2 protein-coding genes (1 of these 2 only partly in view) are annotated in these 15,108 nt (G+C 71.9%); both read left to right on the forward strand.

All coding sequences use genetic code 11. The features are described from left to right. On the forward strand, positions 1-14,226 hold the full coding sequence (locus tag IF11_RS0126470; RefSeq protein ID WP_037728606.1) for a non-ribosomal peptide synthetase: 14,226 nt from the start codon (positions 1-3) through the stop codon (positions 14,224-14,226). Next, positions 14,223-15,108, forward strand: partial view of a non-ribosomal peptide synthetase gene (locus IF11_RS0126475; RefSeq protein ID WP_051746232.1) — the start only. Its footprint extends 13,295 nt past the window's final position; the window shows 886 of its 14,181 coding nt (coding positions 1-886); the start codon lies at positions 14,223-14,225; the stop codon falls past the right edge of the window. The genes IF11_RS0126470 and IF11_RS0126475 overlap by 4 nt, the downstream gene beginning before the upstream one ends.

The following is a 15,108-nucleotide window of genomic DNA, read 5'->3' on the forward strand; positions in this document are numbered from 1 at the left end:
GTGCCACAATCCGGTGATACCCGACTCCCTCTGACGCCGGCCCAATCAGGTATTTGGTTCGCGCAGCGGATTGACGTCACCAACACCGTCTACAACATCGCCGAATACGTGGACATTCACGGGCCGATCGATCCGGAATTCCTGGAAACCGCGCTTCGCCGGGTGGTCGGCGAGACGGACGCGCTGCGGGTGCGGTTCGCCGAGCAGGGCGACATCCCCGAGCAGCGGATCCTTGCCACCGTCGACTTCCCCTTCCACGTCCTGGACGTCTCCGCGGATGCCGACCCGGTCGGGAGAGCGCGGACGTGGATGGACGAGGACCGCGAGCGTCCGGTCGACCTGTTCGGCGACCGGCTGTTCACCTTCGCCCTCTTCAGGATCGCCGCGGATCGCTGGTTCTGGTACCTGAGGGTCCACCACATCCTGCTGGACGGCGCCAGCATCGCCATGTTCGTGCCGCGGGTGGCCCAGGTCTACTCCGCCCTGATGGCGGCCGTCCCCGTGCCGGCCAACCCGTTTCCTCCGCTGCGGGGCCTGGTGGACGCCGCCCGCGACTACGACGGTTCCACGGACCGCGAGGCCGACCGGGCCTTCTGGACGGAGCGGCTGACCGGCGCGCAGACCCCGGTGAGCCTCTCCGGCGGCGGGCAGCACCTGCCCCGCAAGGTGATCCGCCGCAGCCATCTGCTGGGCGCCGACGAGACCGAGGCGATCCGGGGCATCGCGCGCGAGGCCGGCACCGGCTGGCCGACCGTGGTCGTGGCCGCGCTCGCCGTTTACCTGCGGCGCCTCACCGGCACCGACGAGGTGGTCATCGGGCTGCCGGTCGCCGCACGGCAGGACCAGGCCATGCGGGCCGTCCCCGGCAGCGTGTCCAACCTGGTCCCCCTGCGGCTGCGTGTCCGGCCGGACACGAGCGTGAGCGACCTGTTCACCACCGTCGCCGCCGAGATGCGGCAGGCCGTCCGCCACCAGCGGTACCGCCACGAGGACATGCGGCGTGATCTGAAACTCGGCCCTGAGCAGCACCTGATCGGACCGCACGTCAACCTGATCCTGTTCGACTACGGCCTGGACTTCGCCGGCCTCGGTGCGACCGTGCGCAACCTGCCCAGCGGCCCGGTCACCGACCTCGCGATCGTGCTGGACACCCGCGCCGCCGACGGCGCCCTGCGCTTCGACTTCGACGCCAACTCCGCGCTGTACGACGATGAATCCCTCGCCACGCACCAGGACCGTTTCCTGGACCTGCTCTCCAGGCTGTGTGCCTGTGACCCCGGCACGCCGCTCGGGCGCCTGGACGTCGTCACCGCCGGGGAAGTCGCGCACCTGCTCACCCGGCCCGTGCCCGTGGAGACCCCCGCCGCGACACTGCCGGAGCTGTTCGAGCGGGTCGCCGCCGACCACCCCGAGCGCACAGCCGTCGCGCTGGACGGCGTCGGCCACAGCTACCGGGTGATCAACGCCCGGGCCAACCGGCTGGCCAGGGCGCTCATCTCCCGGGGCATAGGTCCCGAGCGGTTCGTCGCGCTCGCGCTGCCCCGCTCGGTGGAGATGCTCGTCGCGCTGCTCGCCACCCTCAAGGCCGGCGCGGCCTACCTGCCGTTGGACCCGGCTTACCCCGCCGAGCGGATCGCGTTCATGCTCGCGGACGCCGCGCCCGACGTGGTGCTGACCGACACGGCGAGCGCGGAACGCCTGCGGGAGGCCGGCGCCGCCGAGCTTCTGGCGCTCGACGACCCACTGACCGCCGCCGAGGTGGCCGGCCGGGCGAGCGGCGACGTCACCGACGCGGAGCGGCGCGCCCCGCTCGACCCGCGGCACCCGGCGTACATGATCTACACCTCCGGGTCCACCGGCCGGCCCAAGGGCGTGGTCGTCCCGCACCGCAACGTGCTCCGGCTGTTCACCGCGACCGGGCACTGGTTCCGCTTCGGGGCCGAGGACGTGTGGACGCTGTTCCACTCCTACGCCTTCGACTTCTCGGTGTGGGAGATCTGGGGCCCGCTGCTGCACGGCGGCAAGCTGGTGGTCGTCCCGCACGAGGTGAGCCGCTCGCCGGTGGAGTTCCTGCGGCTGCTGGCCCGCGAACGCGTCACGGTGCTCAACCAGACCCCGTCCGCCTTCCACCAGCTCATGCGGGCCGACAGGGAGAACCCCGAGGCCGGAGCCGAACTGGCCTTGCGGTACGTCGTCTTCGGCGGCGAGGCGCTCGATCCACGGCGGCTGGAGAGCTGGTACGAACGGCATCCGGACCACGCGCCGGTCCTGGTGAACATGTACGGCATCACGGAGACCACCGTGCACGTCAGCCACGTCGCGCTCGACCGGCGGACCGTGCTCGCCGAACGGGGCAGCGTGATCGGTGTGCCGATCCCCGACCTCGGGATCTATCTGCTGGACGACGCACTGCGACCGGTGCCGCCCGGAGTGGCCGCGGAGATGTATGTCTCAGGCGACGGGCTCGCACGCGGCTACCACCAACGTGCCGACCTGACCTCGCATCGGTTCGTCGCCGATCCCTTCGGCGCGCCCGGCAGCCGCATGTACCGCACCGGCGACGTGGCGTGCTGGACACCGGACGGGGAGCTGGAGTTCGTCGGCCGGGCCGACCAGCAGGTGAAGATCCGTGGTTTCCGGATCGAGCTGGGCGAGGTCGAAGCCGTGGTGGAGGGCGTGGCCGAGGTCGCGCAGGCCGCGGTGATCGTGCGCGAGGACCAGCCCGGCGACAAGCGCCTGGTCGCCTACCTCACACCGGTCGGCGACCGCGCCGGTCTCGACCTCCGCGCGCTGCGCGAGGCCGTGGCGGCCGCCCTGCCGGACTACATGGTGCCCGCGGCGTTCGTGGTCCTGCCTGAACTGCCGATCACCGTCAACGGCAAACTGGACCGCAAGGCGCTGCCGGAGCCGGAGTTCGTCGCCGGCTCGGCCGGCCGGGCCCCCCGCACACCGGCCGAGGAGGTCCTGTGCGGTCTGTTCGCCGAGGTCCTCGGCGTGTCGAGCGTCACGATCGACGACAACTTCTTCGACGTGGGCGGCCACTCCCTGCTGGCCACCCGGCTGGTCAGCCGGATCCGCTCGGTGTTCGGCGTGGAGCTGCAGATCCGGACGCTGTTCGAGACGCCCACCGTCGCCGCCGTGGCGGAGCGCGTCGGCTCCGCCGAGAACGCCCGTTCCGGCGTCTCCCCGATGCCCCGGCCGGCGGAGATACCGCTGTCGTACGCCCAGAACCGTCTGTGGTTCCTGGACCGGCTGGAAGGACCGGGCTCGGCTTACAACATCCCGCTGGTGTTGCGCCTGTCCGGACCGCTGGACCAGGACGCGCTGCTCGCGGCGTTCGGCGACCTGCTCGCCCGGCACGAGAGCCTGCGCACCGTCTTCCCCGACGTGAAGGGCATTCCGAGCCAGGTCGTCCTGGACCCGGAGGCAGCCACGATCGAGCTGCCTGTCTCGGCGATCGCCGCCGAGGACCTGCCCGCGGCACTGGCGGGCTGCGCGGCCGGGCCGTTCGACCTGGCGACCGAACTGCCGCTGCACGTCGACCTGTTCTCGCTCGGCGAGGAAGAGCACGTGCTGTCCGTCGTGGTGCACCACGTCGCCGCGGACGGATGGTCGCTGGGCGTACTGGCCGGGGACCTGTCCACGGCGTACGCCGCCCGGGTCCGGAGATCGGAGCCGGACTGGCAGCCGCTCGCGGCCCAGTACGCCGACTACACACTGTGGCAGCGGAATGTGCTCGGCGACGACCGGGACCCCTACAGCACCATGGCGCGGCAACTCGCCTTCTGGCGCTCGGAGCTGGCCGGGCTGCCGGAGGAGACCGCGCTCCCCACCGACCGGCCGCGACCGGCTGAGGCGGACTACCAGTCCGATGTGGTGGAGCTCGGGCTGCCGGCCGAGCTGCACCACGGCCTCGCCGAACTGGCCCGGCAGACCGGTACCACACTGTTCATGGTGCTCCAGGCGGGCCTCGCCTCGCTGCTGTCGGTGCTGGGCACCGGCCCCGACGTGGTGCTCGGCAGCCCGATAGCCGGCCGTACCGATGACGCCCTGGACCGGATGGTCGGCTTCTTCGTCAACACCCTGGTGTTGCGGACCGACGTCTCCGGCGATCCCACCTTCCGCGAGCTGCTGGACAGGGTGCGGGAGTCGGACCTGGCGGCCTACGCCCACCAGGACGTGCCGTTCGAGCGACTGGTCGAGGTGCTGAACCCCGAGCGCTCACTGGCCCGCCACCCGCTGTGCCAGGTGCTGTTCTCGCTACAGAAGAAGTTGGACACCACCCTGGACTTCCCCGGTCTGAAAGCGGTCGCGGAGCCGGGCGTGCGCACGATGGCCAAGTTCGACCTTTCCTTCGAATTCAGCGAGTACGTCGACGGTACGGGGGTGCCGGGCGGTATCGACGCGACGGTCGAATTCCGGATGGACCTCTTCGACCGCTCCAGCGTGGAATTGCTCACCGACCGTCTGCTGCGTTTCCTCCAGGTAGTCGTCGCGAATCCGGAAACGCCGGTGCGGGCGGTCGACGTGTTGTCCCCGGCCGAGCGGCGGCGGATTCTGCGGGAATGGAACGACACGCACGCCGACGTACCGGCGGGGACATTGGTCGACCTGCTGGAGCGGACGGCGGCGGAGAATCCGGACGCGGTGGCGGTGTGCGACGGCTCCCGGTCACTCACCTACGGCGAACTGCACGCGTGCGCCAACCGGCTGGCGCACGAACTGATCACCCGGGGAGCCGGTACCGAGCGTGTGGTCGCACTGGGCCTGCCACGTTCCGTGGATCTGGTCGTCGCCCTGCTGGCGGTGCTCAAGTCGGGTGCGGCGTACCTGCCCGTGGACCCGTCGTATCCCATCGAGCGCGTCGCGCTGCTGCTGTCCGACGCCGCCCCGGTGCTGCTGGTGAGCACCGAGGGGGTGCTGGCCGGCTGGCCGGAGGAGGCGGTCGCGAAGGTGCCCGCGCTGGCACTGGACGACCCCGGGACGGTGGAGTCGGTCGCGGCCCGGCCCGGGACCAATCCGGTCGACGCGGAACGGATGGCGCCGCTGCGGCCGGACAACGCCGCCTATGTCATCTACACCTCCGGCTCGACCGGAACGCCCAAGGGCGTCGTGGTGCAGCACCGCAACGTGGTCAACCTCGTCACCTGGGCGGCACGGGAGATCGGCACGCCCGCCCTGTCCCACGCGCTGGCGTCGACCTCGCTCAACTTCGACGTATCGGTCTTCGAGATCTTCGGGCCGCTGGCGGCCGGCGGACGCATCGACGTCGTGCGCGACCTGCTAGCACTTGCCGAGCGACGGGACGGCTGGTCGGGCGGCATGATCAGTGCGGTGCCGTCCGCGCTGGCCCAGTTGATCAGCCAGGACACCGTCCCCGCCTCGGCCGGTCTGCTGGTGCTCGCCGGAGAGGCACTCACCGGCCGGGCGATGACGGACATCCGCGCGGTCATGCCGAAGGCGCGCATCGCCAACATCTACGGCCCGACCGAGGCCACGGTCTACGCGACGGCGTGGTATTCCGACGACGGCCCGGCCGAGCCGCTGATCGGCCGTCCGGTCTCCAACACCCAGGTCTACGTGCTGGACTCCTGGCTGCGTCCGGTTCCCGCCGCCGTCGCGGGCGAGCTGTATTTGGCGGGCGCGTGCCTGGCCCGCGGCTACCTGGACCGCCCTGCCCTGACCGCGGAGCGTTTCGTGGCCAGCCCGTTCGGTCCTCCGGGCTCCCGCCTGTACCGGACCGGTGACCTGGTGCGGTGGACGCCCGACGGCCAGTTGGTGTACCAGGGGCGCACCGACGAGCAGGTGAAGGTGCGCGGATTCCGTATCGAGACCGGCGAGATCGAGTCGCTGATCGCCAAGGACCCCGCCGTGGCACAGGTGGTGGTGGTCGCCCGGGAGGACCGGCACCACCACAAGCAGCTCGTCGCGTACGTCGTGCCGGTCTCCGGCTCCGAGGCCGACACCGAGCGCCTGCGCGAGCTGGTGACAACGACCCTGCCCAGCTACATGATGCCGGCGGCCTTCGTCACCCTGCGCAGACTGCCGCTCAACCCCAACGGCAAGCTCGACCGCAACGCCCTGCCCTCACCGCAGTTCGCCGGCGACAAGGCGGGCCGGCAGCCCCGCACCCCCCACGAGCAGGTGCTGTGCGGTCTCTTCGCGGAGATCCTGGAACTGTCCTCGGTCGGCATCGACGACGGCTTCTTCGACCTCGGTGGGCACTCGCTGATCGCCAACCGGTTGATCATCAGGATCCAGTCGGTGCTCGGCGTCGACCTCGCGGTGCGCGACCTGTTCGAGGCGCCGACCGTGTCCGAGCTGGCGAAACTGGTCGAGCAGGCCGGTACGGCCAGGCCCCGCGTCGTCCCGATGGAACGCCCGGCGGAGGTGCCGGTGTCGTTCACCCAGCAGCGGCTGTGGTTCCTCAACCGCCTGGAGGGCCCGAGCCCGACCTACAATCTCGGCGTCTCCCTCCGCTTCACCGGCCAGGCCGACCGTGCTGCGCTCTACGAGGCCCTGCACGACGTGATGGTCCGGCACGAGAGCCTGCGCACGGTCTTCCGCGAGCGCGACGGCGTGCCGATCCAGTACGTCGTGCCCCCGCGGGAGGCCCGTCCGCGGATCTCGGTGACCGAGCTGACCGAGCCGGAACTGGACGCCGCGTTGACGGCGGCCGCCCGCCGCGGATTCGACCTGGAGAACGAACTGCCCATCCGGGCGGAGCTGTTCGTGCTCAGCCCCACCGAGCAGGTCTTCTTGATCCTGGTACACCACATCGCGGCCGACGGCTGGTCGTTCGCCGGGCTGGTGAGCGACTTCGCCGGCGCCTACACCGCGCGCCGGGCGGCCCACGCCCCGGACTGGACGCCCCTGCCGGTGCAGTACGCCGACTACGCGCTCTGGCAGCGGCAGATCCTCGGCGGCCTCGACGACTCCGGCAGCGTGCTGAGGCGGCAGATCGACTACTGGAAGTCCGCGCTGGCCGGCCTGCCGGACCAGCTGGACCTGCAGACCGACCGGCCCCGCCCGGCTCTGCCCAGCCACGGCGGCGGATTCGTGCCGATCGCCATCGGCGCCGAGCTGCACGCCCGGCTGCAGGAGATCGCCCGCGCCAGCGGCGCCAGCCTGTTCATGCTCATGCAGGCCGCTCTGGCCGCGCTGCTGAACCGAATGGGCGGCGGCGAGGACATCCCGATCGGCACCTCGGTCGCCGGGCGCAACGACGAGTCGCTGGTCGACCTCATCGGCTTCTTCGTCAACACCCTCGTGCTGCGCAACGACCTGTCCGGTGACCCGACCTTCCGGCAGCTCCTCGGCCGGGTGCGTGAGGCGGACCTGTCCGCCTACGCCAACCAGGACGTGCCCTTCGAGCTGCTGGTCGAGACGCTCAAGCCGGAACGCTCGCTCTCCCGGCATCCGCTCTTCCAGGTGCTGCTCAACTTCGAGAACACGCCCGAGATGGAGCTGGAGTTCCCCGGCGTGCGCACCCGCCTGCACCCGGTCAACACCGAGGTCGCCAAGTTCGACCTGTCGTTCTCCATGGGCGACCGGTACGCCGACGACGGCACGCCGGCCGGCATCACCGGTCTGCTCAGCTACAGCACCGACCTGTACGACCGCGTCACGGCGGAGGACATCTCCGCCCGGTTCCGCTGCCTGCTGGAGTCGGTCGCCGCCGACCCCGCGCAGCGGGTGAGTGAGCTGGAGCTGCTCGACGAGGCCGGCCGCCGGCGCATCCTCGCCCTCGGTGTCGGTGAGATCCGCGAGGAGGCCCCACCGACGTTCGTCGAGCGGTTCACGCACCAGGTGGCGAAGACCCCGGACGCCGTCGCGCTGGTCTGCCGGGACGACGAGGTGACGTACCACGACCTCAACGAGCGCGCCAACCGGTTGGCGCACCACCTGATCGCGCGCGGCGTGGGGGCCGAGGACTGGGTCGCGGTCGCTCTGCCCCGCACCCCGCAGCTTGTGGTCGCGCTGATCGCCGTTCTCAAGGCGGGCGCCGCCTACCTGCCGCTCGACCCGGACTACCCGCCGGAAAGGATCGAGTTCATGGTCGAGGACGCCTCGGCCATGCTGCTCATCACCGACTCGGCGGTCGGCGCGGGCATCCCGGACTCCGCGGACCTGCCGCGGCTGTTCCTGGACGATCCGGCCACCGTCGGGGCGGTCGCGAGCCGCCCGGTCACGGATCCCACCGACGCGGACCGGCTGTACCCCGTCAGCCCGCACCACTCCGCGTACGTCATCTACACCTCCGGTTCCACAGGGCGTCCCAAGGGAGTGCTGACCGAGCAGCACTGCCTGAGCGACTACCTGCGCTGGAGCACCTCGGCCTATCCGAGCACCACGGGCGCCGCGGTGCTGCACAGCCCGATCTCCTTCGACCTGACCGTGACCGCGCTCTACACAACGCTGTCCGTCGGAGGAAAAGTGGTCCTCGCCACCCTGGACGACAGCGATCCGCGGACGCTGGCGGCGCTGGAGAAGACCCCGTGCACGTTCCTCAAGGCCACTCCGAGCCATCTGCCGCTGCTGGAGGCGCTTCCCGACGCGTTCTCACCCACCCGCGAGCTGATGCTGGGCGGCGAGTTGTTGCTCGGCGGGACGCTGACCGAGTGGCGCACGCGCCACCCCGCGGCGCACATCTACAACGGCTACGGGCCCACCGAGACCACGGTCAACTGCACCCAGTACGTGATCAGGGCCGGCGAACCGGTCGACAGCGGCCCGCTGCCGATCGGCCGCCCCATGCCCAACACCTGGCTGTACGTGCTCGACGAGGCCCTACGGCCGGTGCCCATGGGTGTGGCCGGTGAGCTGTACGTGGCCGGCGAGGGGATCGCCCGCGGCTACCTGCACCGGCCGACGATGACCGCCGAGCGGTTCGTGCCCAACCCGTTCGGCCCGTCCGGCTCACGCATGTACCGCACCGGCGACATCGTGAAGTGGACCTCGGACGGCGAGCTGTACTTCCTGCGGCGGATCGACGACCAGGTCAAGGTCCGCGGCTTCCGGGTCGAGATCGGCGAGATCGAGAACGCGCTGCTGCGCCGCCCCCATGTCGCCCAGGCCGCCGTCGTGCTTCGGGAGGACACACCCGGTGATCGGCGCCTCGTCGCCTACCTCGTGCCCGACGGGCCGCTGGACGAGGCGACGGTCGCCCGCGAGACGGCCGGGGACCTGCCGGACTACATGATGCCCGCGGCCTTTGTGGTGCTGGACGAACTGCCGCTCAGCCCCAACGGCAAGGTCGACCGGCGGGCCCTGCCGGTGCCGGACTACTCCGCCACCGTGTCCGGCCGCGCACCGCGGACGCCGCAGGAGGAGATCCTGTGCGGACTCTTCGCGGAGATCCTCGGCGTGCCCGAGGTCGGGGTGGACGACAACTTCTTCGACCTCGGCGGGCACTCCCTGCTGGCCACCCGGCTGGTGAGCCGGATCCGCTCGGTCTTCGGCACGGAGCTGCCGATCCGCGCGCTGTTCGAGACCCCGAGCGTGGCCTCCGTCGCCGGATCGCTGCGGGAGGCGCCGCAGGGCAGGCCCGCGCTGCGCGGCGGACAGCGGCCGGCGAACCTGCCGCTGTCGTACGGCCAGACCCGGCTGTGGTTCCTCAACCGCCTGGAGGGCCGTAGCGCCACCTACAACCTGCCGGTCGCGCTGGAGCTGGACGGCCCGGTGGACGCCTCCGCGCTGCGCGCCGCGCTCGCCGACGTCGTCGCCCGCCACGAGTCGCTGCGCACGATCTTCCCCGAGCGCGACGGCGTTCCGTACCAGGTGGTGCTCGACCCGTCGGTCGCCGCGCCCGAGTTCACCGTGCTCGACCTCGCGGCGGACGAGCTGGACGGCGCGCTGCGGGGCATCGCCGACCAAGGCTTCGACCTCACCGTCGAACCACCGCTGCGGGCCGCCCTGCTGCGAGCCGGCGAGCGGGAGTCGGTGCTCGTGGTCGTGATGCACCACATCGTCGTCGACGGCTGGTCGACCGGGCCGTTCGCCAGGGACCTCGCGGCCGCCTATGGCGCGCGGTGCACCGGTGCCGCGCCGCAGTGGACACCGCTGCCGGTGCAGTACCCGGACTACACCCTCTGGCAGCGTTCCGTGCTGGGCAGCGAGGCCGACCCGGACAGCGTGGCCTCGCGGCAGCTGGCGTACTGGCGCGAAGCGCTGGCCGGACTCCCGGACGAGCTCGGCCTGCCGACGGACCGGGCGCGCCCGGCGACTCCCTCCTACCGCGGCGGCTGGGTCACCTTCCGGCTCGACCCACGGCTGCACCGGAGCCTGAGCGCTGTTGCCAGGCGTTACCGGACGAGCATGTTCATGGTCCTCCAGGCCGGAGTGGCGGTGCTGTTGCACCGTCACGGCGCGGGCACCGACATCCCGCTGGGCACGCCGATCGCCGGCCGCACGGACGAGGCCCTCGACGAACTGGTGGGATTCTTCGTCAACACACTGGTGCTGCGCACCGACCTGTCCGGCGACCCCACGTTCGCCGAGCTCCTCGACCGCGTCCGGGACGCCGACCTGGCCGCCTACGCCCACCAGGACGTTCCCTTCGAACGGCTGGTCGACGTGCTGGGCCCCGAGCGCGCCATGGCCCGTCACCCGCTCTTCCAGGTGATGGTCAGCCTGCACAACAACCCCGAGGCGGACTACGACCTTCCGGGGGTGCCCGCGCGGCGCCGCATGCTCGACCTGAACGTGGCGAAGTTCGATCTCAACATCAATCTGCGCGAGCTGTTCGACGCCGGCCACGAGCCCGCGGGGATCGAGGCGGTCGCCGAGTACAGCTCGGACCTGTTCGACCACGACACCGTGGCGCGGATGACCGAGCGGTTCACCCACCTGATGGAACGGCTCTGCGCCGAACCCGACCGGGCCATCGGCGACATCGACATCCTGACCTCCGCCGAGCGCACCCGGCTGCTGAGCGGCTGGAACGCCACGACCGCCGACCTCGGCCCGCACTCGCTGATCGAGGCGATCGAGGCGGCGGCCGCCCGGAACCCCGAGCGTGTCGCGGTCGTCGCCGACGACGGCGAGGTCACCTACGCCGAACTGAACGCCCGCGCCAACCGGTTGGCCCGCTACCTGGCCGACCGGGGCGCCGGGCCTGAGGTCAGGGTCGCGGTGAGCCTGCCGCGCGGGCTGGACCTGGTGGTGGCGCTGCTCGCGGTGGGCAAGTCCGGCGCGGCCTACGTCCCGCTCGATCCGGCCTACCCGGCCGAGCGGGTGCGTCACATCCTCACCGACGGCTCGCCCGCGCTGGTGCTGACCACCCGCGAACTGGCCCACGACCTGCCCGTCGCGGCCGGGGCCGAGCTGATCGCGCTGGACGACCCCGCTACGCGGCAGCGGATCGCCGCTTTGCCGGAGACCGACCCGCCCGGCACGGCGCGCGGCGACCACCCGGCGTACGTGATCTACACCTCCGGTTCCACCGGCCGGCCCAAGGGCGTCGTGGTAACCCGTGCGAACGTCACCAACTTCGTGCTGGACATGCGCGACCGGCTGCCGGTCAGCGAGGCGGACGGTCTGGTCGCGGTCACCACCGTCGCCTTCGACATCGCCGGGCTGGAGCTGTATGTACCGCTGGTGGCCGGGGCCCGGCTGGTGGTCGCCACCGCCGAGCAGGTGCGGGACGTGGACCAGCTCGCCGAGCTGATCACCGGAGCCGGCGCGACCCTCGTCCAGGCGACGCCGACGCTGTGGCAGGCGCTGGCGTCCGAGCGCCCGGAGGCGCTGGCCGGGCTGCGGGTGCTGGTCGGCGGCGAGGCGCTGCCGGCAGGACTCGCCACCCGGCTGGGCGAGTTGTCCGCCGGGGTGCGCAACATGTACGGCCCCACCGAGACCACGGTATGGTCCACCACCGCCGAGGTCGACGACCGGCCCGGCGCGCCCGCGATCGGCCGGCCGATCGCCAACACCCAGGTGTACGTGCTGGACTCCCGCCTCGCGCCGGTGCCGGCCGGTGTGGCGGGCGATCTGTACCTCGCCGGTGACGGCGTGGTCCGCGGCTATCTGGACCGACCCGGGCTGACCGCCGAGCGGTTCGTGGCGGACCCGTTCGGCCCGCCGGGCACCCGCATGTACCGCACCGGCGACCTGGCCCGGTGGAACACCGCGGGCGAGCTTGAGTTCGCCGGCCGCGTCGACGACCAGGTCAAGGTGCGCGGCTTCCGCATCGAACCCGGCGAGATCGAGGCCGTCCTCGCCGCCCACCCGGCGCTCGCCCAGGCCACCGTGGTGGCCCGCGCGGACCGTGAGGGAGACAAGCGCCTGGTGGCCTACCTCGTCGCCACGAGCGGGGGAGAGGTACCGGCCGCGGCCGAGCTACGGGAGTACGCGGCCCGCGTCCTTCCGGACTACATGATCCCTGCCGCGTTCGTCGCCCTTGACGCCCTGCCGCTCACTCCGAACGGCAAGGTCGACCGCAAGCTGCTGCCGGCTCCCGACTTCATCGCGCTCACCGGCGGCGAGGAACCGCGCACCCCCCGCGAGGAAGCGCTGTGCGAGGTGTTCGCAGAGGTCCTCGGCCTGCCCTCGGTGGGCGTCCGGGACAGCTTCTTCGACCTCGGCGGCGACAGCATCGTCTCGATCCGGCTGGTCAGCCGCGCCCGGAAGAAGGGCCTGAGGATCAAGCCCGAGGACGTTTTCGTCCACCGCACCGTCGAAGGGCTGGCGTCCGTGGCGGCCGACGTCGCCGACATCGTCGTCGAATCACCCGGCAGCGGAACCGGCGGGGTCCCGCTCCCGCCGCCCGTGCACGCGCTGCGGGAGCGGGGTGGCACGGTCGCGGCGTGGCACCGGTCGCTGCTGCTGGACGCCCCGTCCGGCCTGGACCTCGACCGGCTGCACGACATGGTGGGCATGCTCACCGACCGGCACGACGTGCTCCGGCTGGCACTCGGCAGGCACGATGACGGCCCCCGGTGGAGCCTGGAGGTCAGGCCCACCGGCACGGTGGACGTCGGCAGCCGCATCACCCGCGTCGCGGTCGACGGGCCGGACGCCGACGGGCCGGCCGCCGTCCGCGACAACACCCGGCGGGCGGCCGGCCGACTCGACCCCGAGGCGGGGGATGTCGCCCACTTCGTCTGGTTCGACGCCGGACCCGCCCGGCAGGGCCGGTTGCTCGTGGTTCTGCACCGGCTGGTGGCGGACGCGGCATCCTGGCGCATCCTGCGGACCGAACTGGCCGGCTGCTGGCGGGCCCTCACCGGTGACGTACCGGAAGCCCCCCGGCCGGTGGGGACCTCCTACCGACGCTGGGCCCAGCAACTGGTGGTCGCCGCGCAGGACCCGGAACGCGAGCGCGAACTGGACCTGTGGACGGGGATGCTCACCTCCGCGGAACCCCGGCTCACCGACCGGCCGACGGACCCCGGCGCGCCCGGCGCTTCGGGCACGCTTCGCCGTACGCTGCCGCAGCGGTCGACCGAACCGCTGCTCGGCCGGGTACCCGCCGCCTTCAACTGCGACGTGGACGACGTGCTGCTCACCGCGTTCGCGCTGGCCGTCGCGCACTGGCGGCGCCGGCACCTGCGCGACCACCGCGGCGGTACGAGCATCCTGCTGGACCTGGAGCGAGACGGACGCGAACCCTTCGCCGACGGCCAGGACCTGACCCGCACCCTGGGCTGGCTCGCCACGGAGCACCCCGTGCGCCTGGACCCCGGCACCGTCGACTGGGCCGAGCTGACCGCGGGCGGCCCGGCCGTCGGCACCGCCATCAAGGCGGTCAAGGAGCAACTGCGTTCGGTGCCGGACCACGGCATCGGCTACGGCATGCTGCGCCACCTCAACCCGCGTACCGCCCCGGTGCTGGCCGGACTGCCCCGGCCGGCCATCGGCTTCGGCTACCTCGGCCGGCTCGACACCACGGAGCTCGCCGAGTGGCCGCTCTCCGCCGGATCGGCCGAATCGCTCCAGGCACCGGACCCGGGGCCGCGGACCGGGCACGCACTGGAGGTGACCGCCCTGGTCACCGACGGTCCTGACGGGCCGTGCCTCGTCCTCGCCTGCACCTGGGCAACCGATCTGTTCGACGAGACGGCCGTGCGGGACCTGGCCGACGACTGGCTTCGCGCGCTGGAAGCCCTCGCCGCCCATGCCGGGGCCGCGGGTGTCGGCGGCCACACCCCGTCCGACCTCTCCCTGGTCGGCCTCGACCAGGACGACATCGACGTACTGGAAGCTGACGGAAGGTTCTTCTCCTCATGACGAAGCCGGGATTCCAGGACGTTCTGCCGCTCTCGCCACTGCAGGAAGGCCTGCTGTTCCACACCGTCTACCACGAGCGCTCGCTGGACATCTACACAGCCAGACTCCGCATCGACCTCGACGGTGAGCTGGACACGGCCGCGATGCGGGAGTCGGTGGCGAGCCTGCTGCGCCGGCACCCCAACCTGCGGGCCGCCTTCCGCCACGAGCGGCTCAGCAGACCGGTGCAGCTCATACCCCGCGACGTGCCTCTGCCGTGGGAGGAGTTCGACCTGCGCGGCCTGCCCGAGGAGCGGCAGGCGGCGGAGCTGCGGGAGCGCACCGAGGCCGCGTCGGACCGTACCTTCGACCTGACCAGGCCCCCGCTGCTGCACTTCACGCTGATTCACCACGGTGAGCGCAGCCACCGGTTGATCATGGCGCACCACCACATCCTGCTGGACGGCTGGTCGGTGGGCAGGCTGATGACTGACCTGTTCACCCTCTACGCGACGGACGGCGACGAGTCGGCGCTGCCGCCCGTGACGCCCTACCGCGACTACCTCGCCTGGCTGGCCGGGCAGGACCGCGCGGCGGCGGAGGAGGCGTGGCGGACCGTGCTCCACGGGGTCGAGGAGCCGACCCGGCTCGTGCCAGAGGACCGGCTGCGCGCCCCCGTCGCGCCGGAACGCCTTGTGGTGGAGGTCCCGGGGGAGCTGAGCCGCGAGCTGACCGCGATGGCACGCAAGCACGACCTGACCCTCAACACGGTCTTCCAGGGAGCCTGGGCGGTCGTCCTCGGCCGTCTGACCGGCCGTAGCGACGTGGTCTTCGGCGGCACCGTCTCCGGACGTCCGGCGGACATCCCCGGAGTGGAGAGCATCGTCGGCCTGTTCATCAACA

It is taken from the genome of Streptomyces scopuliridis RB72, from assembly GCF_000718095.1.
Taxonomy (GTDB): Bacteria; Actinomycetota; Actinomycetes; order Streptomycetales; family Streptomycetaceae; genus Streptomyces; species Streptomyces scopuliridis.